Raw genomic sequence first — 24,811 nt, forward strand, 5'->3', positions numbered from 1 at the left:
CGCGTGTAGTCCTTCTCCTCGGGCAGCACGTCAGGAATAGAGGCCTGGAAGGCCGGAGTGAAGCCTGCCGACGCCGACTGCAGGATGAAGATGAGAAGATATACCTGCCAGACTTCGGTGACGAAAGGCAGGAACACGGCGACCGCGGCCCGGATGAGGTCGAGGGAAACCAGCATGGTCCTGCGTGGCAGGCGCTCTGCGAACGCAGCGGCGACAGGAGCCACGCCGACATAGGCGATCATCTTGATGGCGAGCGCCGTGCCAAGCACCGCGCCGGCATCGGCGCCGGCAAGATCATAGGCCAGCAGCCCGAGCGCCACGGTGGCAAGGCCAGTGCCGATCAGGGCGATGACCTGGGCCAGGAAGAGATGACGGTAGGTGCGATTGGCCAGGACCTGAAGCATATTTTGCCTTCTTGCAGTGGATTGGGGTTCGTCGAGCCAGGAATGTAGCGCGAACAGCCCGCCTGTCTCAGTGGTGGTGACCTTCGGGTTCGACCATCTTGAACGGCAGCACCTGCTCGCGACCATTCGCGGCCAGGATCAACCTCGCTTGGAACTCATGCGGCTCGGCCGGAGCAACCGTGCTCTCAAGCCGATGATGGTTGTCAGCGACGGGTTCGAGGCGAAGCGTCTCTGACCCGTTGGGCCGGTCGATGATCACCGTCGCTGTCAGGCCGTCGGCATGCCGATCGATGGTCAGCCGCATCCGCTCGCCAGCGGGTGTGTCGACGATTTCCAACGTCCCCGCAGCCAGATCGCAGGCGACTCTGAAGGGCTCCGGCGCATGATGGTGAGCATGAGAAGCTTCCGCGCCAGTGACGGCGGGGCCGGCTGGACTCACCAGGCGGACATTGGCTTCCGCCAACGCCGGCAAGTGGGCGAACAGCTCCTCCTTGAGGGCTTCGGTTACGCCCAGCACGTCCTTGGCCGTCGCCATCTCCGGAACACTGATGGCCACGTCGGCATGCAGACGATGTCCGATCCAGCGTGCCTGCACGCTTTCAACGCGTCCGATGCCCGACACGTGTTCGGCGGCATGATGGATTTCATCGACGATGGCAGGCTCGACTCCGTCGAGCATGCGGGTCAACACGGCTTTCGACGACTGCCAGACGATGGCGAAGATCGCCACGGTGATCAGCAGCCCGACGATCGGATCGGCAAGCGGAAAGCCCAGCCAGACGCCGATAGCGCCCAGCACGACCGCCAGGCTGGTAAAGCCGTCGGTGCGAGCATGGTAGCCGTCCGCGATCAGCGCAGCGCTGTTGATCTCTCGCCCGACGCGGATACGGAATACGGCGACCGCTTCATTGCCGATGAAGCCTATGAGGCCGGCGATGGCGACCCAGCCAAGAAACGTGATGGGACGCGGATTGATCAACCGGTCGATCGCCTCGTAGCCAGCGACGATGGCGCTGAAAAGAATGATGAGAACGATGACGATCCCGGCCAGATCCTCGACCCGGCCCAGGCCGTAGGTGAACGTCTTGCTCGGTTTGCGGCGGGCCAGCACGAACGCGATCCACAGCGGAATGGCAGTGGCCGCGTCGCCGACATTGTGGATCGTATCGGCCAGCAGCGCCACGCTGCCGGAGAGGAACACAACCACAAGCTGGAGCGCTGCCGTGATGGCCAGAACGACGAATGACCATTTGATCGCCCAGATGCCGCGCGTCGTCGTGGCGATCGTCGGATCTATGACACCGTGTGTGTGGCCATGGCCGTCATCACCGTGATCATGTCCGTGGCCGCCCATGCCATGCGTCATCGGGCCAAACCCGAACCAATCGCGAACTTTGTCTTTCATGGCGCTTCTCACAGGTACTTGGTGATGTCTTTGAACTCGTCGATCGAGCGGCGCTGATCACGTGCCAGCGGCCCGACGACGTCTTCAAGGCAATGGTTGAGATGATCCTGGATAAGGGTCTTCTTGGCTTGCGAGATGGCCTTCTCGACAGCATGAAGCTGCTGGGCGAGATCGAGACAGGGCCGGCCCGCTTCGATCATGTCGATGACACCCTTGAGATGTCCGCCAGCCCGTTTCAGGCGCTTGACGATATCGGGATGGGTTTCGTGCATGTGAGGTTGCTCGGTCATATTTTGATACTATCCTCCCGGAGTGGATATGCAAGTCTCAAAGAGGCCTCGATTTTAATGTAGCAAAAACCATTCGTTAGGATTTTAGACAATAAATCCCCGTTTATGCCGAATCGGATCCACAGCACAGTTTTTTGTCTGGTCATCGTCTTGGCGATGATGTTCGGCGTGCTCCGTCCTTTCGGCTATTCGACCTCACACGATCCGATCGCGATTGCCACCGCGGTTGAACGTCACGGCGGAGCCGCCGCGCAGATCGAAGATTATGGCCACGCGCACGATGATGACGTTTCCGGCGAGCAGATCCCCGGCCATTTTCACGGGCACGATGCGGCCGACCATTCGCACGAGACAGCGAGCACGCCTGTCGGGTTCGCACCGACCTTTCCGCAGGTCGAACGGGGCTGGCTGAATTATCCGCCGACTTTCGTCGATCCGGGCACGACATTCCGGCTTGAGCGACCGCCGAGGCCATTCCTCGCCGCATGATCGCGGCCGCTCACGCGGCCACCCTCAACGACGAAGATTGGAAATCTTATGCAAGGACCCTTCGACCGGGGCCGGTCACGCTCTTGTCGCGAACGTTGGCGGCCCGCCCTGCCGCTGCTTATCGCTCTGCTGACCCTGCCGCTGCTCGCCGGAGCAGCCTTAGCCCATGCCGTCGCCGCCGGCGACAAGGGCTACATCCAGGAAATCTCGGGCATCAACGTGCTACCCTTCATCTATCTCGGGGCCAAGCACATGGTGACCGGATACGACCACATCCTGTTCCTGTTCGGCGTGATCTTCTTCCTCTACCGGATGAAGCACATCGGCATCTATGTCAGCCTGTTTGCGCTCGGTCACTCCACGACCATGCTGCTTGGCGTCTACTTCAACGCCGGCATCAACAGCTACATCATCGACGCGATCATCGGCCTGTCCGTGGTCTACAAGGCGCTCGACAATATGGGCGCTTTCCAGCGATGGCTCGGCTTCCAGCCGAACACCAAGATCGCGACGCTGGTCTTCGGCTTCTTCCATGGTTTCGGCCTGTCGACGAAGATCATCGAATACAACATCTCGCCGGACGGCCTGGTGCCCAACCTTTTGGCCTTCAATGTCGGCGTCGAGATCGGGCAGCTCTTGGCTCTTGGCGCCATCCTGATCGTGATGGGCTACTGGCGCCGGACACGAAGTTTCTGGCGCCACGCCTATACCGCAAACGTCATCATGATGACGGCTGGTTTCCTGCTGATCGGATATCAGCTCACCGGCCTGTTCGTCGCCGCATAAGGAACCGAATCATGTACAACACCGACCTTCCCAGCCGCGCCGATTTGCCGACGTCAGCGCAGCTCAAGCGCTCCACCTTCATTGCCGCGCTGACGGCGTTCGCCTTGCTCATCACGGTCGTCATGCCGTCCGAGTATGCGATCGACCCGACCGGAGCAGGCAGATTGCTCGGCCTCACCAGAATGGGCGAAATCAAGACACAGCTGGCAGCCGAGGCGGCAGCGGACGAAATGGCCGGCGCGAAGGCACCAACCAAGCGGATGACGCAAATGGTCCCTCCGGCCGAATTGATGGCGCGCATGGACCGAATTGAAAACCTCCTCGTCGCTCTGACCGCCGAACGGCCTGCTTTGCAGCCGTCGCCAACTGGGGAGGCGGTATCCCAAGACAATGTGACAGTTGGAGAGATCGCTCCTGCCGAGGCTCCGGCCATTGCTACAACGCCTGCCACCGAAGCAACCTCGGAAGCCCCGATCCAGCCAGATGGAAGGCAAGACGAGCTATCCTTCACGTTGGCGCCAGGCCAGGGTGCCGAAGTCAAGCTCGTGATGCGGCAGGGCGCCAAGGCAAACTTTTCCTGGACAGCTGACGGTGGCGTGGTGAACTTCGAGACGCACGGCGATGGCGGCGGTCAGTCCGTCAGCTATGAAAAGGGTCGCAGCGTTCCAGCTGACGAAGGTGCCATTGAAGCCGCCTTCGATGGAAATCACGGTTGGTTCTGGCGCAACCGCGGTGCCAGCGACGTGACCCTGACGATCCAGACTGAAGGCGACTACATCGACATCAAGCGTATGATCTAGCGCATACAGGGTCGCCCGGCGCCACTTCGAGCGTCGGGCGTCACCTATCCGTCTGTTCCACCGACGAGCGCAGATGCACGTCGAAGCTTTGCGCCGCGAGGAAGACACGGCTGACCTTCAGGTAAACGGGTCTTGATCCACCGCTCGATCTGGTTCACGGCATTTCAGCCCGACGTGATCTGCCAAACGGCTACGCCGGCAAGCGCCAAGCCGGCAGCGCCCTCAATGGCTCGGGAAATGGCATCGAACAGGCGTGGCCGGCTATCGAAAAAATGCACCAGACGTTCACGAAACAGGATCGACAGCACCGCAACGCAAGACAGCGTCAGCGCCACGCCGGCCATCATGGTGATTGCGAAAAGAATGCCGGCGACCGGAACGCCTCTGGATATTGCGAAGGTCATGACAAAAAGTGTCAGCGGACAGGGGATCAAGCCGGCCATGACGCCGACGGCCTCGCCTTCATGTTTGTGGTGATGGCCGTGACTCAATGCGCGCCAGAGCATCCAAACGCCGATCAGGCCAAGCAGGCCTCGACTGACGTCTTCCAGTAGCGGGGCACGGCCAACACTGCCCAAGGCAATGGACACCAACGGCAACGAGAGCGCCGCGATCAGAACCGCGATCGTCACATGCGTGAAGGAAAGTGTCAGCGATACCAGAAGCCCACGCCGGACACTGGCATCCGATCCGGCGAGATAAGTGGCCAGCACGGCTTTGCTATGGCCCGGCGTCAGCGCGTGTGCCGCGCCAAACAGGACACCCATCGGCAAAAAGGCCGTGAAGGCCAACCAGCCGCCGCCGGCCGAAAGCAGTTTGATCTGCTCGGCCAGCGCCAGGTAGATCGTACGCTGAAATTCGACAAGCGTCTGGAACATGGCCATCGAATCGGCTCCGGTCAGCCACAGGTCAGTTCGAGGCGCGTCGCGAAAATCTTGCCGAGATCGGTCCCCGTCGGATCACTGAAGAACGCGTCTGTCAGGCTCTTCTGGTTCTGCGCGATGGCCGTGTCCGGATCTGGACGGACGACGGAACGTGAGCAGCCTTGCGGCAGACCGGCCACCGCAAGCTTGTCGTCGTCGGTAAAATCGATTGCCGTGTAGAAAGTCGGATCGTAGACACCGATACTGACTTTTCCAGCAAGGGCCAACGGGTCCTTCGGCTGCGTTTCGAACTGGACGACGAGTTGATCGTTTTCATAGCTGACGCTGAACTTCGGCGGTGGCGCCATCGTCACGTCCTTGCCGTTCAAGGTCACCATCTGAAAGTAGTTGTACTCGGCCAACGACGCATGGACGGTGAGAGCGACTTCATCGAGTTCCTTCGCATCAAGGACAAGGTCGGAATTCTTGTCGAATTCCATCAGCACAGTGCTGGAAAAGAGGTCGTCGAAACGCCAGAGATGCCGAAGCGACTTGACCGTCCTGTCTGGACCGACGGTCAGGTCCAGCTTCGCTTCGGCAAACACATGCGGATGGGCGTTCGCTGCCGCGGTGGAAGCGAGCAACAGCGCCGCGCCGGATACCATGCCTGTCAGTTGCATCTTTCGCTCACATTTCGCTCGTCGATTCCGCATCAGGCAGGACACCTGCCATTGCAAGCAGGCCGAAATGGGACGGGCCAAAGCCCATACCAACCTTGATCGATCAGGGCTGTGTTGCTTCATCTAAGGAGGCAGCTACCCAAGGTCGCCCTTCAGCCAATGTTTGAGCATGATCACCGCGATACCAGCAAGGATTGCCAGCACTATCATCCAGATAATCTTTTGCCGATCGCTCAATTTCCTGCTCCTGATCGATTCAGAGCATTCCTATCGCGAGTTCCTTGCAAACGCAAAAAGCCCCGCGTCCCGTGCCGATAACACCAGCTGATCCGCCCTAGTCGTCGGCGATCGAGCTTGCAATGACCGTGTTCGATGTGATCCGGACCTCGGGAACGTCAAATGGACAAGTGCTTGCGATTGCCGACTGTCAATATGTAGAGTTTGGAAACTTGCATTCCGTTTCTGTCCTCGCCGATTGTTTCGGCATCCGTCCGGGCGAAGAAACGCTCCTCGAATGCCGCGCGGTCGACATCGAATAGCTTTATGGAGCAAGTTTGCACGGACTTGCCATTCAAGTGGTTTTTGTCACCGCGATCATGGTTTTGGCCGGGAGGTCGTCACCGGTCGCCTCCCAGTCCTGGAAGGCGCCTACGTCACCGACGGGGGCAAGTGCTGCGTCGCCGGACAACGGAGTCCATCCGCGTCTCCTGGCCGCAGGACGGTTCGTTCGAAGTCAGGTCCATGGGCAAGACAAATACCGTGAAAAGCTTCCAACGCCAGATCGACATTATCGGCACGCACCAGCGGCGATCTCAGGCATATAGCAGCGAGCGCCGGGATAAAGAGGGGCTTCGACATCAGCACACCGCAGGGTCAAAAAATGGACCCTCTGGCACGTTAGTCAAGAGTGCCATTTAGCGGGCCCAGCGGCTGCGACGAGATCGACCTCCATCCGACTGTCGGCGGCTGCGCCGTCGCCCCGTAGTATCATTCGCCAGTTATTCTCCGACGCGGTCCGCATTGAAGACCCGCGGTAGCCGTCGAACTTGTGTGTCCATCCCTCGGCCCTCGGCAGGCTTCTCCACCAGGGTGGGGATCAAAGGAGCGATGAACGCTGGCCGGCTGGTGCTGGCAGTTAGTCGTTTACGCATGGAATCGTGTCTAGGTCGCAGGCATATATCCGCGCTCCACACGTCCCGACGTTGGTTGAGATCGGCAGCCAGACCGGCCAGCCACTCTGTGCGCCAGGCGGATAGAGGTGAGTGTCGATCGCGAATTGCAGAAACGTTGCCAGCGGATAATTGCAAAGTCAGCGCGTCACGCGTACGGATCCATAAGCCCCAGCGCGCTTACATCCATAAGCACCCCAAACCCGATGATCTGCTCCAGCGCAACGTTGCGAGATAATGTGCCCAAGCTTTTGACCGGTTCGGACTTCATGCGGCTGACCAGGGCGTATCGATTGTAGACCGCCAAACCGACCATCGCGACGAATAGGCTGATCTTGAACAGGAGAATTCGACCGTAGCTGTTGCGCGGATCGGGGAACGAGCCAAGCATTAGCCAAGTGTTCATAGCGCCCGTAAAAAAAATGAGCGCAACCGCCATCATACCAAAGCGGGAGAAGCGCCACAGGACGGTTTCCACGCCTGCGACTTCGGATGGATGCCGCTGTGCTGCCGCGATAAGCAGGCCGAGGGGCAGGAGGCCACCTATCCACGCCCCGGCACTTGCAACATGGAGAGCTTGAGTCAGTGAGGCTAGAAGGCCCAACGCCGCCGCGTGGCCCTGCCAACCCTCACAGGTCAGTAGCAAGAAAGCCGGCCCGACGATCAATTCGGGCCGCCCCGAGAAGCTGATCACCAGGAGCAGGAGAACGAGCGAAAGGCGAACAAACCAAACAGTTCCGAAGTCGCTTTCCATGAGAACGCTGCGCAAGGTGTCAACCATACCCTCGCGTCCGGAGAGCCCGGCCGTAAAGCACAGCAGCCAAATTGCCGCGAAGATTGCGGCCGCAAGTGCGAGGGCAGGATTGATGTTACGGGGTAGAGGCGCAAGCGCGGGAGCCGCGGTTTTGTCTAGCGCATAGAAAGGGAAGAGTGCCGACCCGAATAGAATCATCACTGAGAGGAAGTAGACCCACCGGGCAAAGGCCAGAGTGCCATCAACGTCCATTTCTACGGTCTGACTTCAAATTTGAAATTGCCCTTCACCTTGTGCCCGTCTGCTGACAGCACGTGCCAATCAACTTGATAAACACCCGGCGCAAGGGACCTTGATACAGGTGCCACCATGTCCTTATCGCGCACCGCGATCTCCGTGGTGATCTTCGCACCATCCGGCCCCGACAGATCGATGCCCGAGAATCGAGCCTCAATGGGTTCGCTAAAGCGCAGTCGAATCTCAGTGGGCGGAGCGGCAATGGTGCTATTGATCTCTGGAGTAGCCTCGACCAATCGAGCATGCGCAAGCGCCTGGCCGGATAATGGCACGCTCCACAGCGCAACTGTGGCGATCATTCGGATAGTTCGGTTCAACGCGAACTCCTCCCGCGATGACGGTCATCAAAGACTATGCACTTTCTGACGAATATACGAATATTTGGTGTTGCAGGGCCGCCACCGTTCGAGCTGTCACGAAATTTTCCATTTGCCGGAAAAGTGATGGGAGATCAGGCCAACACGTTACCGACCGCCGAGACTCTCGATTGAAGGTCACGGACGCCGCAAGCGTTTGTAATTATCAGGACAAGCGCGGGCCAAACAAGCGTTTGCGCCCGCGTGACTCCGTTTCAGCTACTTAACCGGGATCATGAGATGTGCGTATGGAGTGCCCGGCCACATCACATAGGGCTTGGATGTGTCAGGCTTGGGGTCCGTCGGATAGCCCTGCATCATGTCCATTGCGTTGACGATCATCACATGCGGGCCGGTCTCTATCCAATTGTTGCCTTCCTCGGGCTTCGTCGCATAGGGATCGGTGTTGCTGCCATCGGTACCGCCGGACAGCATGTACATGAAGCCGACCTTGCCCTTGGGCGGTTCCTTCTTTTCCATCCATGCCATCGCCCATTCCATCGCGTTGGCATCGCCGCACATTGGGTCCGGGCCGGGCGTGGACGGGCTGTCCGGCATGCACCAGAAGCCGTTCTTGCCCTCGCGCAGGGTGCGCATGGCGCCCTTTTCATCCGCGGCGTAGACCGCAGCGCCGCTTGCCACGGCAGGGGGTGCAGCAGATTCAGCGCTCTTGATCATCGCAGCGTCGTCGGCGGCTGCGCCTTGCATCGTAACCAAACTGCCTGCCGCCAAAAGGGCAGCGACCGTCAGAAGCCGTTTCATGGCCGTTCTCCGGTTTGAGTTGATCTTGTGCATGATGTCCGACGCACGGCTTTCCAGAGCCGTTTGTCGGTGATCAAACAGTAGCAGATTACATGCCTCCGGACAATTTATGTTTTAGCGCGCCTTCTAATGTCTTTGCAGTGGGCGTGCTATTAAACGGGCGCCTTCAAATCAGTCACGAAACTCCTGAGGGTTCACTAACCAAGATGGTGCTGTTCAGCGAGTGGCCAAATTTGCGCGGTTTCCCAGCAACCTTGCTTGCGTCGTCAAATCGCCACCTACCCAACCCTAGATTAGCCCACGCATCGTCAGTTCAGCCTTCAGATAGGCATAATAGATCGGCGCGGCGACAAGACCCGGCATACCGAACCAGGCTTCCATGAAAACCATCGCCAGAAGAAGCTCCCAGGCACGCGCATTGATCCGCGAACCGATGATCTTGGCGTTTACGAAGTATTCGAGCTTGTGAATGATGATGAGAAAGGCAAGCGAGCCGAGCGCTGCAAGGAAGGAGATGCTGAGGCTGACAACCACGATCACCGTGTTGGAGATCAGATTGCCGATGACCGGCAGAAGGCCGGCGACGAAAGTCAGCGCTATCATTGTCCTGATGAATGGCAGATCGATGCCGAAGGACGGCAGAACAGCGACGAGATAGATCGCCGTCAGAAACGTATTCAACGCCGAAATCCGGATTTGCGAGAACACGATGTTGCGAAAGGCCTTGCTCAGAATGTTGACACGATCCGCGAGCGCGACCGCCAGTGGGCCGGGCTCGCGCGATGGCGCCGCCGAGCTCACCGCGATCAAGCCGCCGATCACCATGCCGACGATAATGTGGACCACCAAGACGCCGACATCCCGCCCGACGAGTTGAAGCTGGCCGGCATGTTCGCGGAGCCACCGGGCCGCGAAGACTTCCAGCTCCTCGATGTTTGATGGAAAATAGGCCATCGCCCAGGTCGGGAGATGGACGCGCGCGGTATCGATGATCTCGGCCATCTTCTTGAGGAGCGTCACGACGTTCTCCGAACCGCCAGTCAATTGCGACATGCCGCTAAAGATAGCGGCGGCTATCAGGAGCGTGAAAATCAATGCCACCAAGGTCAGCGCAAGGCTTTTCGTCAGGCTGTTGGAGACGCCGATTCGATGGAGCATCGGTGCGGCGAAATGAACGATGTTGAACACGAGAAGGCCCGAAAGCAGTGCCGGAAGCAGTCCGAGTTCGAGAACGGCGACGAGCGCTATAAGCGCAAGCAGGCACGACGCGAGATAGAACCATGAGAAAGTCAGCACTTTTCACCTGCAGAAGCAGCCAAGTCCTCTCCGGGTTTCATTAGCTTTGATACCCGGTGATGCGCAAGCGAACACGCGTTCAACACGTGTGTAAGGCTAACCGCCTCGGAGGTCCCATGCTTGCGCGCCAAGTCGCCCGCTTTTGCCCCGCCTCATGCTCACGCAGGACCGCGATGATCAGCTCTTCCGTAAACCGCATTCTCTTCATCAGTCCGCCCTTAAATCGAGGCCGGACTTTAATCTCAGATGGAGGAAATTACCGATGGCAGGTCAGCCGCTCGAGGATGTTTATGCCGGTTGGCAAGAATGATCCTCTTCGTAGTGAAGCCGAAGTTCATTCCGCCGCGAAGACCATCAGATCCTCGAAGGGGAACTCGACATAGTATTGGCCGGACGGAAGGGCGTCCCGGGAATAGGTCCGGATTGTCAGGTCATTGCTTTCGAAAATGACTTCATGCCGATCGCCAAGGAAAAGGCTCTCGACGCAGGTCATGGCGATACGTCCAGGCCCGTCCTCCCCGGACCACGTCACCCGCTCAAGCCGGACGAGTGCGGTGACTTTGGCGCCGACGGTCAGCTCCTGCTGGGCGCTGCCCACAAGATGGATGCCGTTGGCGACAATTTCCGCACGGTTGCCGTTGATGGCGGTGACCACGCCGTCAAGGCGATTGCTGGCACCCATGAACTCTGCTGCAAACAGGCTCTTCGGCTTGTTGTAGATTTGCTTGGGCGTTCCGTCCTGTTCGATCTGGCCGCCGTTGAGCAGCAGGATGCGGTCGGCGAGCGCCATCGCTTCCACCTGATCATGGGTGACGCACAGCGCCGATAGCCCGAGATTGGTGATGAGGCGGCGCAGCCAGATCCGCGCTTCTTCGCGTAGCTTGGCGTCCAGATTTGACAGCGGCTCATCGAGCAGAATCACGTTCGGCTCATAGACCAGCGCACGGGCCAGCGCCACGCGCTGCTGCTGTCCGCCGGAGAGCTGATGCGGATAGCGCTCGCCCAGTTTGCCGAGGCCGATGCTGTCCAAAGCCTTCTGGACGCGGCTCGCAACATCTGCCTGGGACACTTTGCGCAGCTTCAGGGGATAACCCACATTCTCGGACACCGTCCGATGCGGCCACAGCGCATAGGACTGGAATACCAGCCCGAGACCGCGCGTTTCCGGCGCCAGATTGATGTTCTGCCCGGCATCGAAAAGCGGCTTGTCACCGAGCAGTATCTTGCCGCTGTTGGGTGTCTCCAGACCGGCGACCGCTCGCAAGAGCGTCGTCTTGCCGGACCCGGACGCACCGAGCAAGGCGACGATCTGACCCGGTTCGACCGAAAAGGACACACCTTTCAGGATCTCGAGGGTGCCGTAACTGAGGCGCAGGCCGTCTATGATGATATCAGTCATTGAGGCGGACTCCAAAGCGCATTGCGAGGGCAAGACCGGTCACGATAATGACGGTGTTGATGACGGCGAGAGCGGAAACCAGATCGATCGCGCCGGTGCCCCAAAGGGAAACCATGAGCGAGCCGATCACTTCGGTTCCCGGTCCGAGCAGATAGACGCCCGTCGAATATTCACGGGCGAAGATCAGGAAGATCAACAGCCAGGCTGAGAACATGCCGCCGCGGATGAGCGGCAGCGTGATGTCCCTGGCGACCCGGCCCTCGCTGGCGCCAACTGACCGGCCGGCTTCCTCGAGCTCCTTGCCGATCTGCAGGAGCGTTCCGGAAATCAGCCGCATGCCATAGGCGAACCACACAATGGTATAGGCGAGCCATACCGAGATCATCGTGGCACGCAGGGGTGCGATCGGCTTGAAGAAGAGAAATATCCACAGCATGGCAAGGCCAGCCACAATGCCCGGCATCGCCCGCGGTATCATGGCCACGTAATCGACGACTTTGGTCAGGGGTGCGTTCGAGCGGTGACCGGCGAGTGCCACGGCAGTATAGGCCGCGATCGAAGCCGCGCCGCCGACCACCGCGACGCCGACCGTGTTGAGAATGGCGCTGATGACATTCGGATAGTCAGCGAGATCGCGATAGTGATCCAACGTCAGCACCTGGAAGATATTCACCCCGACGCCCCAGCTTGTCACCAGTGAACGAATTGCGACGCCGCCCACCGGTATGATCACGGTGGCGGCGAACCAGGCCACCACAAGCGCGAAGGCCGGCCAGCGAAGAGCGCCCAGCCGGATGGGGTTGTGCCGACTGCCCTTGCCTTTGACAGACACATAGCGGCTGGCGTTGCGCAGCATGTAGCGCTGCAGCACCACCAGCGGCAGCGCGATCATGATGATCGCCACCACCACTACGGCCATCAACTGGTAGGAAGGAACACCGAGCTTGTTGGTGAGCTTGTAGAGATAGGTGGCGAGAACCAGCACGCCTTCCGGATCGCCAAGCACCAGCGGCAGGCCGAAAAGTTCGAAACCGAGGAAGAACACCAGAACCGCCGCATAGAGCACCACCGGCATCACCATGGGCAGCGACACACTGGCGGCGACGCGCCAAGGGCCAGCGCCGGCGGTGCGTGCCGCCTCTTCGAGGTCGGCGCCAACGTTGCGGAGCGCCGCCGATGCATAGAGATAGACATGTGGGACATGGGTGAGCCCGGCAATGATCGCGATCGATGTCACCGAATAGACATTCCAGGGCACGTAGCCGATCATCGACTTGACCGCCAGCGAGACGAAGCCGACTGGTCCCAGTGTCATCACATAGCCGAAGGCCAGCACCACCGCCGACATGAAAACCGGGATCAGGATGATCGGCTCCAGCCAGCGCTTGCCCGGCACGTCGGTGCGCACGATGATGAACGCCAGCAGGATTCCCACCGGAACTGCGATCACCGTCATGCCCACCGCGAGCTTGAGCGAAGTCGTCAGCGCTAGCCAGAAATCCGCGTCCGCGAGGATGAAGCTGTAGGCGTTCAGCGACAGATGCGCGGTTTTCTGGAAGAAAGGCGCGGACAGAAAACTCTGATAAATGATCAGGGTGACCGGTGCCAGCACCACCAGGATGGCGAGGAGGTTGGTGCTGACACGAAAGACACGGAAGGGCATGATCGCCTCGAACAAAGCCGGGGGCCGTCCGCTAGCAAGAGCGCAAGCGCGCCGTTCCGATGATTCTTAATAGCAAGAAGGGTGAGAGAGCCGACTGTGGAGGCACTCCCGATCAAGCGATTACTCGCCCTTCATGGCTTTCTGCCACTCGTTGAGGAACGCCAGCCGTGTCGTCTCGTCGAGACCTTCGAGCAGCTTGTCGTCGAGCGCGATCGGGTGAACGTTTTCACCGGCGGCGGCCTTTATGGACGCCAGCGTGGTTGCCCCTTCAACGTCATCACGAACGGCATAGAGCTTGATGTCGTCGGCGATCAGCTTCTGCGCGCGCGCCGACAGCAGATAGTCTACGAATAGCTTCGCAGCATTGGGATCCTGGGCTTCCGCCGGAATGACGGTGGCGCGGGTGGTCACCAGGACATAGTCCTTCGGGATTATCACACCGAGGTTCTCGTCCTTGGCCTGCTTGGCGAGGCCATATGAGCCGAAGATGCCATAGGCGATGGAATGTTCGCCAGACGTGACCTTCTCGATCATCGAGCCGGCGGAGCTGTAGAGCTTGATATGGGCCTTGCCAAAAGCCTTGTTAAGCGCCCAGGAATCGGTCCAGTTCTTGGCGTCCTGGTTGTAGAAATAGAAGCCGACACCGGATTTTTCCGGATCGTAGGACGCGATCTTGCCATCATATTCTGCGGTCTTCCCGCTCATCAGCTTGAGAAGATCGGCGTGGGTTGCGGGAACATCGCCTTCAGGCACGAGACGCTTGTTGTAGACGAAAGTCACCGGGTCGGCGGTGGTACCATAGATCATGTCCTTGTAGGACGCCCAGGCCGGAAGGTGGGCCGCCTCCACGGATTTGTATTCCTGCGCATAGCCGTCTGAGGCAAGTTTGATCTGCAGATCCGGAGCCGAGGACCATGCGACATCTGCCGTGCCTTGGCCCGAAGCGGTTTCGGCAATGACGCGATTGTAGAGTTCGGTGGAATTGAGGTCGGAATATTCGACGGCGATGCCGGGGAATGCTGCTTCGAAGTCCTTGAGCAAGGGCTGGACCAGCGCCGCATCGGTCGTCGAATAGATGCTGAGGTGTCCTTCCGCGGTGGCGGCGGCCACCAGATCCTTGTAGTTGTCCGGATACCCGGCGGGGATCTCGGCAGCGGCGGCAAGCGTCACAAAACCGGCTGACAGCGAAAACGCGGCCATCATCGTCGCAAGACGATTTTTCATTAGGGTCTCCTCCAAGTTCGCCTAAATCGTACCTCCTCCAGGCACAAAAGGCGAGTATCATCCTGACCTGTCACCAACCTGTCACGGCGATGTCGAGGTTTGCTCAGCCGACTAGGCCCGATGGGTCGTGATCAGATTGTCGACGACAGCGGGATCGGCCACATCGACGTATTGCCGAATTGTTGAAATCTTGGAGCGGCATCCTACGCGTCACGGTCGCTGGCCCTGCGCATCGATCATGGACTTGCTCCAATCCTCGATGAAGCGGCGGCGCAACGCCTCGTCCTGTACGGCAAGTAACGCAGGGCCGATGCGTATGGCGCGCGCGATACCAGACTCCCCAAGTTTTTCCGGGCCGTCCGCTCCCTCAGGCAATTGCCCGTTCTCGGCAAAGAAGAAGGCGCTATCCCTGGCAACCTTCTGTCCCCGGGCTGACAGAAGGTAGTCGAGAAATCGTTTGGCAACGCCCATATTCGGCGCCGTCTTCGGAATGAGCGCGCCACGACTGAGTATCAGCGCATAGTCCCGCGGGACAACGACCCTCAAATCGGAATTGCCCCTGGCCGCGGCGTAGGCATATGACCCGATCATATTGTAGCCTATATATAGGCTCCCGTTTGCAACGTCCTGAAGGGTCTCCGCGGTGCAACAACGCACCACAGTTTCCGCTCGGCTCATGCTTTCCAGAAGCCGACCGTAGACCGCCGTCGTCTGCCGCGCATCACTGAACGCCAATAGGTAGCCGATGCCCGAAAGTCGGATGTCGAACGTTCCGACCCGTCCGCGATAAAAATCGATCCGCCGCCTGAGAAGATCGGCGAGTTCGATGTGGGTGCGCGGTACGTCGCCGGACGGCACGAGGCGGGCGTTATAGACGAAGACGGCCGGTTCGTAGGTAAAGCCGAATACCTCGTCGCGCCAGTTTGCCCAATTGGCGACATGCGCGGTTTCGGCCGACACGTGCGGCGCCGCGCAGCCGTCATTGGCGAGCTTCACGAGTTGGTCGACCGACGGAGACAACAAGATGTCGCCCAGCACCGCGTCCGTCCGACAGGCTTCACTGGCACTCCTTTGCAAGTCGTTGGTGACATATTCAACATACTCGACTGCCACGTTGGGGAAAACGGACTGAAAATCCCGGATCAGTGGTTCCATAGCCGCCAGATCGGTCGCGGCGTGGATCGACAGTCGGTCCTTCTCCGGCTGAGACGAAGGGAAAAATGCGCTGCTTCCTTCAGCAGCTCTTGCCGCGTGACCGATGCATAGGAGGACGGCAGCCATCAAACCGAATGTCGGCAATGTTCCCGTTATCATCCGGTCTTCTCCGTGGCGATGGGCAACGTCAAGGTGACGGTGAACCCTTGCGTGCCCTTCCCGCCATCCTTGCTTGTCTCGCGAAAGGTCAGCGCGCCACCGTGAGCCGCCGCAACCTCCGACGCGATGGCGAAACCAAGACCTGCGCTGCCGTCATGAGATTTGGACGTTTCGAAGCGCTGCGTGACCCGCTCCCACTCGCCCGGCGGAATGCCCGGTCCGTCATCTTCGACCTCGAGATGGGCACGCGTACCGTCGCTGCGTACTCTGACCTCAAGGCGCGACACCACTCCATGGCGCAAGGCATTGTCGATGATATTGACGATCGCTTCGCGAAGGCTGACGGCGTCCGCAAGCACGACCGGCTCGTCGTCAGGCGCCTCGAAGGAGACGATAATGTCCGGATCGATAGTTATCGGAACCGCCGCACGGAAAGCGCGCCGTGCGACATCTGCCAGACCGTGCGGCTGAAGCTGCACGGAATCGGCACGATGGATGACCATGGCGTGGCTGAGCAACTGGTTGGTCAGGCGCGCAAGTTCGCTGGCGCGCTGCTGTACGCGATCGAGATGCTGGCGGCTCGACTTGTCCAGCTTGGCTTGACTCAACAGATCGAGCTGCGCCGTTAGCGCTGTCAGCGGCGTTCTGATCTGGTGCGCCGCGTCGGCGATGAAGCGCTGCAGGAGTTTCACGCGCTCGTCGAGCCGACTCATGAAATAATTGATGGAAGTAACGAAGGGCCGCAATTCTCTCGGTACGACGACCGTTACCGGCGTCAGGTCTTGTGGATCGCGACGGCGGAGCGTCGCTCCGAGATGCTTGACCGGTTGCAGAGAATAGCGAATAGCAATCATCGCTCCAGCTAAAGCCAATATGCTCATGATCGCCAGGAGGACGGTCGCCCTGAGAGTCAATTCACCCGCGAGCGCGCGGCGGGCTTCCGTGGTCTGCCCAACGATGACATGCGCCCAACCCGATACGGCTGGATCGGACAGTGCGCGCGCCACCACCGCAATCCGAACCGGTTCGCCGCGATAATGCGCCGATTCCAATACCGGGACATCGTGTATTGCGGCCAGATCAACTTCTGTTTGCAGATCGGCATAACCTGTCAGCGTCGCGCCGGAAGGGCCGATCACGCGATAGAAGATGCGATCGCGGCTGGCGAGGCCCAGGAGTTCAAAAGCTGATACCGGCAGGTTGATGATGAGCGAACCGGATTCAACCGTAAGGCTGTCTGCCATCTGGATGGCCGCACCAAGCAGAAGCCGGTCATAGGCGCCATCGGCGGCGGTACGTGCGTAGTACGACGCCGCACTCACCAGAAGAGCCGCACCCAGGCCCAGCACCAGCGAGATGCGGACCGCCAGGCGCGTGAAAAGGGAAGGCTCAGCCGGTATCATCGGAAGCCAGCTGATATCCCACGCCCCGCACGGTAACGATCTGCGCCTTGGCGCCTTCCAGCTTCTTGCGCAGCCGCCCGACATAAAGTTCGATCGCGTTCTGATTGGCCGGCTCGTCAAACCCGAAAAGCTGATCGATAAGTTCATCTTTGCTGAAGACGCGGCCTGGCCGCGACGCCAGTATCTCAAGCAACGTCATCTCGCGTCGTTTCAATTGCACCTCGCGCCTGCCTACTCGGACTGAGCGGCTGCCGCGGTCGAGCACGACATCGCCACACTGTACGATGTTGGTCGCCTCGCCGCTTTTCCGCCGGAGCAGAACACGGGCGCGCGCTTCCAATTCCCGGAAATCGAACGGTTTGACCAGATAGTCGTCGGCGCCGAGATCAAGCGCGCCAACGCGGTCCTCTATCTCGGAACGGGCCGTCAACATCAGAACCGGGGTCGTATTCCTTGTCTGCCGGAGCCGTCGAACGATTTCGAACCCGTCGAGGCTGGGCAGCATGACGTCGAGGATGACGAGATCGTAGCAGGTGAAATCGAGGATTTCTGCGGCAGCACGGCCGTCCGTCTCCCAATCGACTGCGTGGCCGATCATTTCGAAGCGGCGGCTGATAGCCTCGCCAACGTCGCGCGTGTCTTCGACGAGGAGAATTCGCATGCCGGAGCATTTGCACGGAAGCAGCCGCCTATCAAGCGTCACCTCTTTGCGGAGAGGCGCTTGACATCATCTGCAGATCCCGCGTTGGCTTCAGCCCTGTTACCGTCAGCAGTTCAAGCCCAATCATTTGAGCTTTATCGACGGGCTGCGTGATGGCGTCTGCCTTCATGTGATCTGCGCATCCACGCCAAGAACGGGGCGCGTCGGTACATGACCCGCGCTGCAAGCCAGGCTGGACCACGCACTTTGCCGCATTCAACGTATTCGACCACACCGTGATCAGTCGCTAGTAGATGCACCACCATCGCCATCAGGGGATTATGCTTCTGGCGATCGTATGCTGATAGCGATTGCGCAATGCCATCATTTGCGCTTCAGAGAAGTATCCAATTGCGTCATTAAGAGGATATCATGCCGACAGGCGATGGCAGTTTGAGCGACATTCTTGGAATCTTGTCGGTTCTCCTACTCGTGGCCGCAAACGGCTTCTTTGTCGCCGCCGAGTTTTCCCTGGTCGCCGTGCGCCGAAGCCGAGTTGCCGAACTCGCTGCGGCTGGGCGGCTGAACGCGGCAGCGCTCCAGCGGGCCGTCGACAATCTCGATGCCAATCTGGCGGCGACCCAGCTCGGCATCACCATTTCATCGCTGGCACTCGGCTGGATCGGCGAACCTGCTCTCGCGCATCTCGTCGAGCCTCTCTTGATCGGGCTGCTCGGGTCGTTGGCGACTGCGGGCTCACACACTGTCGCCGTCGCGATCGCTTTCATCATCATCACCGCGCTTCACATCGTGCTTGGCGAGCTCGCACCAAAGAGTCTGGCGCTCCAGCGCAGCGAAGACACTGCGCTCTGGGTCGTGCGTCCGCTCGGTCTGTTCCTCTTTCTGCTCAGGCCGGCGATTCTAATGCTGAATGGTCTCGGCAACCTCGTTCTGCGACTCTGCGGCCTGCGCCCGGGAACCGGTGAGGATTCATTGCACTCGCCAGACGAGCTGAAGCTTCTGATCTCGGCCAGTCAGGAAGGCGGCCTGTTGCAGCAGGCGCAGCGGGAGATGGTCGAGCGGGTCTTCAATATCGGCGAGCGCCGCATCAGTGACATTATGACGCCTCGGCCGGATATCGACTGGATCGACGTGAATGATGACCGAACCGAGACTCTTCGTACGATCCGCGATTGCCGCCATGAGCAGCTCCTTGTTGGCAAGGGCGGTATCGATGAACTGCTCGGCATGGTTCTGAAGAAGGACATGCTCGACCAGGTTCTTGACGGGCAGGTTCTCGATCCGATGGCGATCATCCGTGAGCCGCTCGTCGTTCATGAATCAACGCCGATTTTCAAAGTGCTGGAGCAGTTCAGGAAGGCGCCCGTCCGCATAGCAATGGTCCTCGACGAGTACGGAAGTCTGGAAGGAATTGTTACCCAGACCGATTTGCTCGAAGCCATCGCCGGCGACCTGCCCAACATCGAAGGCGAAGAGCCGGATATCGTCGAGCGTGAAGACGGCTCCCTTCTCGTGGATGGTATGATGTCGGCCCAGGACGCCTTCGATCGCCTTGGTTTTCGAGCACGGCCAACTGAAGGCGACTTCCATACGATCGCAGGATTTGCCCTGTTTCGACTAGGGCATCTGCCTGAGGTCGGGGAACATTTTGATTATGGCGGCTGGCACTTCGAGATCGTGGACATGGATGGCCGGCGGATCGACAAACTGCTCGCACGAAGGAACTCTCCCACGGGGCGGCAAGAAACATCGGAGTAAGAATGCCCGGATTCCTGCAAGACAGGCGTCGTCATTTTCATTTTTGCGTGGTTGCTCGGCGGCGCCCTTGCTTTATCCCGCAAACCCGGCAGTCGTGGTGGTGATTCTGCCGTTAGTCATGATGACGCGGCAGTTGGTTGCCTGCGTGGCTCCCTTCCCTGATGGCCTTTGGAACGGCTTGGGCTAGCGGACGGATGGGTTTCGCCTGTATTAAAAAAACTCGCCAACTTGTCCAAAGTGTCAACGGAGCATTGCCCTTGCCTTATCGCCGCTTGGAGTGTGATCGGCAATCGTGGTATCGCAATGCCGGGAGGCGACGATGCGTGTCATTTTCCGATGTGATCCAATGTTGGTCGAGCATTTGCCACGCCCGATCCTCGCGCGCGGCGCGTTGCCGGATTGGCTGCGCACAATGCCCGCTACTTCCTTTTCGGCGATCCACGGCCGCGACATTCGCACGCTCAAGCAGTGCCCGCCCGTTATCGATGCGATGACCTATGGCTTCATGATCCTCCTGCCGTGCGACGTCATCGCCGACAAAGGGACCTTTTCCTAGGACTGGCAGATTCCGGACCCGGTCACCGGGAACCACCCCCGAGCGCCTTTGAGCTTCCACACGCCGGGGCAACTCGCAGGCAGCCCGTTTGCCACTCCCGGTCAAGCCGCCCTCAAATTCAACAGCTTGTGGACCATACAGGTCGAGGACGGCTGGTCGCTGTTCGCGACGCATCCGGTCAATCGCGACGATCTGCCCTTCAGGCTGGTGACGGGCCTGGTGGATTCCGACCGGTTCAACGATGGGGGCATTAATTTCCCGGCGGTCTGGACTGAGCCCGAGTTTTCCGGCTTGCTCAGGAAAGGAACCCCGGTCGCGCAGTGCTTTGCGGTTCCACGGGTTGAGCCGCAGCTGGAATACGAGGTGTTCGATGAAAAGCGGCAGGCATCGTATGCGCAGACGGTCGCCGATGTCCTGTCAACGCCCGGTGTGTACCGCAAGCGGTTTCGCGCCAGGCGGGGACGCTCCACCAGCGAGTGAGCGACGCAGCGCTTCCTCATCAAGCCATAGCCGGCCGCTGGACGCCGATGTGAGTGCCATGGCGATGACGCCGAACGTGGATGGGCGCAGACTGTAGGCAATCGAATACGCAGCCATGGCCCGTCGAGGTCGCCGACTTCCTGCAGGACGACACCCAGATTGACGGCAGCTTCCCGGGCGTCCGGGCTCATCTTCAGCACCCGCCGATAGGCTTGAGCGGCGCTGCCGAACTTGCGCATGTCCTGACGCACCAGCCCGAGGTCAAACCACGCAGCCGGATGCCCACCGCCGGCGACAGCGCGTTCGAGGAAGCCCTCCGCTTCGGCAGGCGCACCGCGTTGCCAGGCAAGGCGCCCGAGGCGCGCCGCTGCCTCCTGGGATTTCGGATCCCGCTGCAAGACAAGTGTCCAGCATTCGCGCGCGGCCGGGGCGTCGCCTGCCTGATCAAGGGTACGTGCTCGCTCGATGAGGATTTCCGCCTGCAATGATAGCTTGGCTGCGCGATCCAGCTGTTGCAACGCCGCTTCAAACCTGCCTTCGGCCCGGGCAATCCTGCATGCCAGAATCAAGGCAGGCACATTGTCCGGGCGAACGGCAAGGCTCGCTTCGATGCGCGCACGAGCCCCCGGCATGTCTGCCCTTGCGAACAGGACCGCCGCCAGAAGATGGCAAAGCGCTGGATCGCCCGGGTGCTGCCCCAGGCCGAATGCGCACAGATGCATCGCTTGGTCGTGATTACCGGAATTGAAAGCAGCCACCGCCCGGCGGATCAGATCGCCACTATCGCTTTGATTGTGCGCGTTGTTGCTCGGACGCTCACTGGCAGTCATGTCCTCAAGCGCCCGATGTCGATTCCAATTATGTTTGGCGGGGCCGCTTGCCATGAATCGAGCAGAGTAGCCGATTTGGAGCCTCGCTTGTCATCACGCTTAACCGCTTTCAAAGGCAAGAAGGCCACAATCCGCCCCAACTGCTGCTCCCGTGCCCTTGGGCACACACGCTCTAGTGACGACCATTCTATGAGCGCGCTTGTAAATATTGGCTACTCGCAAGGGATGTCGATAGGCGTTCGTCAAATTCCAGCAAAAGCGGTCTCATGTTGACCAGCTTTTCCGGTGTAAATCTGGTCAGCGGTCCAGAAACAGCCAGCGCTCCGGCCAAGCCCTCGCTGCCTGAAAAAACCGGTACGGCCATCGTCGCTGTTTCAGAATCTCCCTCCCCGAGCGATACAAACGGAATCTTCGCCATAAGAGCTATTCGCATTCTAGGCTTAGCGAGACTAAACCGAGCAAGCACTTGGCCAGCTGCATGATGGTCAAGCGAAAGCACATCGCCCTCTCGGATTTGATCCCGGATCAAATGGCGACAGTCTGCACGAAACAGGCAAATGCTGCGATTTCCCTCCTTTCGAAAAAACGATGCGCTTTCATTCGCCTGTTCAACAAGGCTCAAAAGGAGAGGCCGAACGAAGGCCTCCATCTAAAAACGACGGTAGAATGAGCCCAATATCATCGGCGTAGGGCCGGCAGCAAAGCGCTTGTCCGCCATGCGAACAATGTAGCCACTCCGGACAAGGGATTCCGTTAACCGAAGGATCGTGCTTTTGTAGAGGCCTGTTCTAGAAGAAATCTCGGCCAAGCTTAAACCTTCGTCGCGCTCTGTGAAGCACCCGAGGATCGAAAGCGCGCGATCGACAGCTTCAACCCCTCCCGCTCTTGTGTCTGCTTGGAGCCTGCCGGACATAATGTAGGGACCACAACACTGGCGCGTCGGTTGCGCCAGGCTGCGTTACAGCTTCGCTAGGCATCCAGGTTTGGCCGGTATCCGGATTCAGGAAGGATGATCGCAGAACGCGGATCCCCAGATGTCAAACCCCGATGGTCCCCGGCGCGGATCGTGAACAGCGGAGTTTCCGCCACATCCTCGGCTGCCGCTACTGTCAAAACAATGCTTGCGGGCGCCACTGCGCTCATGGCAACAAACGGGCTAATCTTTGTTGACATTTCTCGTCATCGATGCCTGCCATTATAGCCACGACCGTTCAGGACGGAATCGATGCGGCGCAAGATCGCCTTGGAATATCGAGGTAGGCGATAGCGAACCTCGGTCGTCTGAGTTTTTTGGCGGGCTGAAGTAGGAGGCTTGAGGTGTGTAACACGCGTTGGGCCATTGGTCGCTCGACAGCGACCGAAATCATGGAGCTGAGGTTTAATGAATAAGATTGCCTTACTTCCTCTGGTGACGTATCCGGAAGCGAATTCCACCAAAATCGCCTTAAACGCAATCGCGGTGGTCAAGCACATTGGCGCGGCGCTTCACGCATTAACGATCAATGTCGATATCCCGGGTATTTCCAACCCGGTGTCGAGATACTTGATCAACCTTCCCGAAATGATCCGGGAGACAGAAGCGACCAGCCGCAAGCACGGGCTCGATTTGCTGGAGGCATTGAAAGCTGAAGCGGCACGTGTCGGATCGTCCCTGACAACCGAGGAGATTGCTGTTCAGCCGGCATCTGTCAGCGATGTTGCGGCAGTGAAGTCACGCTATTTCGATTTTGCTTTGATTGGGTTGGAGCCAAATAACCAGACTGCGCGCATGACCGTTGACGCGGTTCTGTTTGGTTCGGGCCGACCGACCATAATTCTGCCGGAAAGCGCAAATGTTGGTGCAATCGATCATGTTATCATCGCTTGGGATGGGAGTCGCGTTGCGGCCCGGGCCGTTGCCGACGCGTATGAGTTTCTGCAATGTGCGGCAAAGATAACCGTACTGACGGTGACAATCGAAAAGCCGCTGCGCGATATTGGCGAAAGCCTTGCTTTAAGCCTGAGAATGCGTGGCCTTCCCGCTGAGGGAGTCTCAATCGATGCGGAAGATCGCCCCATTGGCGTTACGCTTCAGGAGCGCGCTGTCGGCATGGGCGCCGATCTGCTTGTCATGGGTGCGTACGGCCATTCCCGGATGAGAGATTTTGTCGTGGGTGGCGCAACCAAGGGCGTTCTGGGCGATCTGCGCCTGCCTGTCCTTTTGTCGCACTAGAAATCTGCAAATCTGGCCTCGAGTAGCGGCGGCGAGCTGGCTCCTATGGTTGCGCCAGCGGCGTCAAAGGAACCAGCTACGAGTTCAAGACGAAACCGTGCCTAATTCTCTTGAGTTGCGGATTGTTTCGCCTTCGAAATTCGAACTCGAACTGAACTGGGGAGCATACCCGTTCGCGCCGCCTACGATTGATTCCTGCCCTTGCCAGAGGCAGACAATGACGGTCCGCCTTTGGTGCCCATCAAATCCACGCCTGCAGCCATTTGAGGCCGAAGGCGCCGGGAGCCAGAATACCTGTGGCCCAGACGAAGGCTGAGGTGATGTTGGCAATCTGAAACGTCAAGGCGGGCATCTTACAGATGCCCGCCGCCAATGGCACGGATGCGCGCAAAGGACCGAAGAAGCGCCCAAAGAACACCCCGGCCACCCCCCATCGCTCGAAGAACAGGTGACCGCGCGGAATGAGGTTTGGATAACGTGACAGGGGCCAATGGTGCGAAACCCCGTTTCCCAACCGCGTGCCGATCCAGAAGGACAGCCAGTCCCCCAATGCCGCCCCAATGGCGGCGGCAAGCCACAGGGGCAGAATGCGATACCGCTTTCGCCGATGAGAAAACCGACACCGATCAGGATCACGGTTGCAGGCAACAACAGAGAGATGAACGCCAGCGATTCCCCAAAGGCCAGCACGAGCACCAGCGGAACACCCCATGCTTCATGCATCCGGATAAACGCGATCGTCGCTTGCGTGACCTCATCGAGGCTCATTCATCACTTTCCAATTCGCACCAAGCGTGACCGACGGTTGACATCTCACCATATCGGTCCCTCTGGCAAAGACCTGCCGCCCAGGAAACGGAAATCGTGCAGACGTGTAGCGGCCGAGCAACGCACACGGCGCGAGTAACCATTCAGAAGGATCTTCCTCCCGCTCTGATTGACAGAACCCACGGGATCGAC

Annotated in this window: 25 protein-coding genes and 1 pseudogene; 7 read left to right on the top strand and 19 right to left on the bottom strand. The window is 59.4% G+C overall.

Annotated features, from left to right (window positions below):
- The 3 genes from NKH70_RS30645 to NKH70_RS30655 all read right to left on the bottom strand — a co-directional run.
- Positions 1-404: MFS transporter (locus tag NKH70_RS30645; RefSeq protein WP_353027054.1), on the bottom strand; the 404-nt coding region annotated here is incomplete at its 3' end.
- A gap of 67 nt (positions 405-471) precedes the next feature.
- Positions 472-1,809 carry a cation diffusion facilitator family transporter gene (locus NKH70_RS30650; RefSeq protein WP_352508367.1) on the bottom strand — a complete coding sequence of 446 codons (1,338 nt, stop codon included), beginning with the start codon at positions 1,807-1,809 and terminating at the stop codon, positions 472-474.
- A gap of 8 nt (positions 1,810-1,817) precedes the next feature.
- Positions 1,818-2,099: a metal-sensing transcriptional repressor gene (locus NKH70_RS30655; protein ID WP_352508366.1), complete on the bottom strand. Its 282-nt coding sequence runs from the start codon at positions 2,097-2,099 to the stop codon at positions 1,818-1,820.
- Between the two features lie 150 nt (positions 2,100-2,249).
- Between NKH70_RS30655 and NKH70_RS30660 the strand changes: the two genes are divergently transcribed.
- From NKH70_RS30660 to NKH70_RS30670, 3 genes are read left to right on the top strand one after another with little or no spacing between them, the layout of a single operon-like run.
- The gene (locus NKH70_RS30660) at positions 2,250-2,588 is read left to right on the top strand and encodes a hypothetical protein (RefSeq protein WP_352508365.1); all 339 of its coding nucleotides are present in this window, start codon (positions 2,250-2,252) and stop codon (positions 2,586-2,588) included.
- Between the two features lie 48 nt (positions 2,589-2,636).
- On the top strand, positions 2,637-3,374 hold the full coding sequence (locus NKH70_RS30665) for a HupE/UreJ family protein (protein WP_352508364.1): 738 nt from the start codon (positions 2,637-2,639) through the stop codon (positions 3,372-3,374).
- Positions 3,375-3,385: 11 nt separating this feature from the next.
- Positions 3,386-4,174, top strand: coding sequence for a hypothetical protein (locus NKH70_RS30670; protein ID WP_352508363.1), 789 nt, complete (start codon positions 3,386-3,388; stop codon positions 4,172-4,174).
- A gap of 164 nt (positions 4,175-4,338) precedes the next feature.
- Here NKH70_RS30670 and NKH70_RS30675 read toward each other — a convergent pair whose 3' ends face one another.
- Positions 4,339-5,052, bottom strand: a complete 714-nt coding sequence (locus NKH70_RS30675) for a HoxN/HupN/NixA family nickel/cobalt transporter (RefSeq protein WP_352508399.1) — start codon at positions 5,050-5,052, stop codon at positions 4,339-4,341.
- A gap of 20 nt (positions 5,053-5,072) precedes the next feature.
- The gene (locus NKH70_RS30680) at positions 5,073-5,717 is read right to left on the bottom strand and encodes a DUF1007 family protein (protein ID WP_502898301.1); all 645 of its coding nucleotides are present in this window, start codon (positions 5,715-5,717) and stop codon (positions 5,073-5,075) included.
- A gap of 359 nt (positions 5,718-6,076) precedes the next feature.
- On the opposite strand from NKH70_RS30680, the gene NKH70_RS30685 reads away from it, so the two are divergent.
- The gene (locus tag NKH70_RS30685) at positions 6,077-6,256 is read left to right on the top strand and encodes a hypothetical protein (protein ID WP_352508362.1); all 180 of its coding nucleotides are present in this window, start codon (positions 6,077-6,079) and stop codon (positions 6,254-6,256) included.
- A gap of 778 nt (positions 6,257-7,034) precedes the next feature.
- Here the strand turns inward: NKH70_RS30685 and copD are convergent.
- The 10 genes from copD to NKH70_RS30740 form a co-directional block, all read right to left on the bottom strand.
- Positions 7,035-7,892 (bottom strand): copper homeostasis membrane protein CopD, encoded by an 858-nt coding sequence (gene copD / locus NKH70_RS30690; protein ID WP_352508361.1) that lies wholly within the window; start codon positions 7,890-7,892, stop codon positions 7,035-7,037.
- A 2-nt stretch (positions 7,893-7,894) separates the two neighbouring features.
- Positions 7,895-8,254: a copper homeostasis periplasmic binding protein CopC gene (gene copC / locus NKH70_RS30695; RefSeq protein ID WP_352508360.1), complete on the bottom strand. Its 360-nt coding sequence runs from the start codon at positions 8,252-8,254 to the stop codon at positions 7,895-7,897.
- Positions 8,255-8,512: 258 nt separating this feature from the next.
- Positions 8,513-9,055, bottom strand: coding sequence for a hypothetical protein (locus NKH70_RS30700; protein ID WP_352452020.1), 543 nt, complete (start codon positions 9,053-9,055; stop codon positions 8,513-8,515).
- 288 nt (positions 9,056-9,343) lie between these two features.
- Positions 9,344-10,351 (bottom strand): AI-2E family transporter, encoded by a 1,008-nt coding sequence (locus NKH70_RS30705; RefSeq protein ID WP_352508358.1) that lies wholly within the window; start codon positions 10,349-10,351, stop codon positions 9,344-9,346.
- Between the two features lie 334 nt (positions 10,352-10,685).
- Complete coding sequence (locus NKH70_RS30715) at positions 10,686-11,750, bottom strand: ABC transporter ATP-binding protein (RefSeq protein WP_352508357.1); 1,065 nt, start codon at positions 11,748-11,750, stop codon at positions 10,686-10,688.
- A complete protein-coding gene (locus NKH70_RS30720) occupies positions 11,743-13,413 on the bottom strand; it encodes an ABC transporter permease (RefSeq protein WP_352508356.1) in 1,671 nt (556 codons plus the stop codon). Before NKH70_RS30720 ends, NKH70_RS30715 begins: the two co-directional genes overlap by 8 nt.
- Before the next feature lie 120 nt (positions 13,414-13,533).
- The gene (locus NKH70_RS30725; RefSeq protein WP_352508355.1) at positions 13,534-14,637 is read right to left on the bottom strand and encodes an ABC transporter substrate-binding protein; all 1,104 of its coding nucleotides are present in this window, start codon (positions 14,635-14,637) and stop codon (positions 13,534-13,536) included.
- Positions 14,638-14,847: 210 nt separating this feature from the next.
- Positions 14,848-15,951 (bottom strand): ABC transporter substrate-binding protein, encoded by a 1,104-nt coding sequence (locus NKH70_RS30730; protein WP_352452015.1) that lies wholly within the window; start codon positions 15,949-15,951, stop codon positions 14,848-14,850.
- Positions 15,948-17,354 (bottom strand): sensor histidine kinase, encoded by a 1,407-nt coding sequence (locus NKH70_RS30735; protein WP_352508354.1) that lies wholly within the window; start codon positions 17,352-17,354, stop codon positions 15,948-15,950. Before NKH70_RS30735 ends, NKH70_RS30730 begins: the two co-directional genes overlap by 4 nt.
- On the bottom strand, positions 17,341-18,015 hold the full coding sequence (locus NKH70_RS30740) for a response regulator transcription factor (protein ID WP_352508353.1): 675 nt from the start codon (positions 18,013-18,015) through the stop codon (positions 17,341-17,343). Before NKH70_RS30740 ends, NKH70_RS30735 begins: the two co-directional genes overlap by 14 nt.
- Positions 18,016-18,426: 411 nt before the next feature.
- On the opposite strand from NKH70_RS30740, the gene NKH70_RS30745 reads away from it, so the two are divergent.
- Both NKH70_RS30745 and NKH70_RS30750 read left to right on the top strand, forming a co-directional pair.
- Entirely contained in the window at positions 18,427-19,773 is a 1,347-nt protein-coding gene (locus tag NKH70_RS30745) for a hemolysin family protein (RefSeq protein WP_352508352.1), read from the top strand.
- A gap of 349 nt (positions 19,774-20,122) precedes the next feature.
- Positions 20,123-20,329, top strand: coding sequence for a hypothetical protein (locus tag NKH70_RS30750; RefSeq protein WP_352491411.1), 207 nt, complete (start codon positions 20,123-20,125; stop codon positions 20,327-20,329).
- A 101-nt stretch (positions 20,330-20,430) separates the two neighbouring features.
- Here NKH70_RS30750 and NKH70_RS30755 read toward each other — a convergent pair whose 3' ends face one another.
- The 3 genes from NKH70_RS30755 to NKH70_RS30765 all read right to left on the bottom strand — a co-directional run bounded on the left by NKH70_RS30755 (position 20,431) and on the right by NKH70_RS30765 (position 22,552).
- The gene (locus tag NKH70_RS30755) at positions 20,431-21,639 is read right to left on the bottom strand and encodes a tetratricopeptide repeat protein (RefSeq protein ID WP_352508351.1); all 1,209 of its coding nucleotides are present in this window, start codon (positions 21,637-21,639) and stop codon (positions 20,431-20,433) included.
- A 187-nt stretch (positions 21,640-21,826) separates the two neighbouring features.
- The gene (locus NKH70_RS30760) at positions 21,827-22,057 is read right to left on the bottom strand and encodes an IclR family transcriptional regulator (RefSeq protein ID WP_352508350.1); all 231 of its coding nucleotides are present in this window, start codon (positions 22,055-22,057) and stop codon (positions 21,827-21,829) included.
- A 231-nt stretch (positions 22,058-22,288) separates the two neighbouring features.
- Positions 22,289-22,552: a helix-turn-helix domain-containing protein gene (locus tag NKH70_RS30765; RefSeq protein WP_352508349.1), complete on the bottom strand. Its 264-nt coding sequence runs from the start codon at positions 22,550-22,552 to the stop codon at positions 22,289-22,291.
- Positions 22,553-23,020: 468 nt separating this feature from the next.
- Between NKH70_RS30765 and NKH70_RS30770 the strand changes: the two genes are divergently transcribed.
- Entirely contained in the window at positions 23,021-23,851 is an 831-nt protein-coding gene (locus tag NKH70_RS30770; protein WP_023680201.1) for a universal stress protein, read from the top strand.
- Between the two features lie 241 nt (positions 23,852-24,092).
- On the opposite strand, the pseudogene NKH70_RS30775 reads toward NKH70_RS30770, so the two are convergent.
- Positions 24,093-24,619: pseudogene (locus tag NKH70_RS30775) on the bottom strand (DedA family protein).
- Positions 24,620-24,811 lie beyond the last annotated feature (192 nt).

Source organism: Mesorhizobium sp. M0991 (assembly GCF_040318915.1).
Classification (GTDB): Bacteria; Pseudomonadota; Alphaproteobacteria; order Rhizobiales; family Rhizobiaceae; genus Mesorhizobium.

What these genes read in the sequence shown, in the direction of transcription:
- NKH70_RS30650 (WP_352508367.1), bottom strand. Translation starts at nt 1,809, where the DNA reads ATGAAAGACAAAGTTCGCGATTGGTTCGGGTTTGGCCCGATGACGCAT.
- NKH70_RS30655 (WP_352508366.1), bottom strand. Translation starts at nt 2,099, where the DNA reads ATGACCGAGCAACCTCACATGCACGAAACCCATCCCGATATCGTCAAG.
- NKH70_RS30665 (WP_352508364.1), top strand. Translation starts at nt 2,637, where the DNA reads ATGCAAGGACCCTTCGACCGGGGCCGGTCACGCTCTTGTCGCGAACGT.
- NKH70_RS30670 (WP_352508363.1), top strand. Translation starts at nt 3,386, where the DNA reads ATGTACAACACCGACCTTCCCAGCCGCGCCGATTTGCCGACGTCAGCG.
- NKH70_RS30675 (WP_352508399.1), bottom strand. Translation starts at nt 5,052, where the DNA reads ATGTTCCAGACGCTTGTCGAATTTCAGCGTACGATCTACCTGGCGCTG.
- NKH70_RS30680 (WP_502898301.1), bottom strand. Translation starts at nt 5,717, where the DNA reads ATGCAACTGACAGGCATGGTATCCGGCGCGGCGCTGTTGCTCGCTTCC.
- NKH70_RS30685 (WP_352508362.1), top strand. Translation starts at nt 6,077, where the DNA reads ATGACCGTGTTCGATGTGATCCGGACCTCGGGAACGTCAAATGGACAA.
- copD (WP_352508361.1), bottom strand. Translation starts at nt 7,892, where the DNA reads ATGGACGTTGATGGCACTCTGGCCTTTGCCCGGTGGGTCTACTTCCTC.
- NKH70_RS30700 (WP_352452020.1), bottom strand. Translation starts at nt 9,055, where the DNA reads ATGAAACGGCTTCTGACGGTCGCTGCCCTTTTGGCGGCAGGCAGTTTG.
- NKH70_RS30715 (WP_352508357.1), bottom strand. Translation starts at nt 11,750, where the DNA reads ATGACTGATATCATCATAGACGGCCTGCGCCTCAGTTACGGCACCCTC.
- NKH70_RS30720 (WP_352508356.1), bottom strand. Translation starts at nt 13,413, where the DNA reads ATGCCCTTCCGTGTCTTTCGTGTCAGCACCAACCTCCTCGCCATCCTG.
- NKH70_RS30725 (WP_352508355.1), bottom strand. Translation starts at nt 14,637, where the DNA reads ATGAAAAATCGTCTTGCGACGATGATGGCCGCGTTTTCGCTGTCAGCC.
- NKH70_RS30730 (WP_352452015.1), bottom strand. Translation starts at nt 15,951, where the DNA reads ATGATAACGGGAACATTGCCGACATTCGGTTTGATGGCTGCCGTCCTC.
- NKH70_RS30735 (WP_352508354.1), bottom strand. Translation starts at nt 17,354, where the DNA reads ATGATACCGGCTGAGCCTTCCCTTTTCACGCGCCTGGCGGTCCGCATC.
- NKH70_RS30740 (WP_352508353.1), bottom strand. Translation starts at nt 18,015, where the DNA reads ATGCGAATTCTCCTCGTCGAAGACACGCGCGACGTTGGCGAGGCTATC.
- NKH70_RS30745 (WP_352508352.1), top strand. Translation starts at nt 18,427, where the DNA reads ATGCCGACAGGCGATGGCAGTTTGAGCGACATTCTTGGAATCTTGTCG.
- NKH70_RS30755 (WP_352508351.1), bottom strand. Translation starts at nt 21,639, where the DNA reads ATGACTGCCAGTGAGCGTCCGAGCAACAACGCGCACAATCAAAGCGAT.
- NKH70_RS30760 (WP_352508350.1), bottom strand. Translation starts at nt 22,057, where the DNA reads ATGGCGAAGATTCCGTTTGTATCGCTCGGGGAGGGAGATTCTGAAACA.
- NKH70_RS30765 (WP_352508349.1), bottom strand. Translation starts at nt 22,552, where the DNA reads ATGTCCGGCAGGCTCCAAGCAGACACAAGAGCGGGAGGGGTTGAAGCT.
- NKH70_RS30770 (WP_023680201.1), top strand. Translation starts at nt 23,021, where the DNA reads ATGAATAAGATTGCCTTACTTCCTCTGGTGACGTATCCGGAAGCGAAT.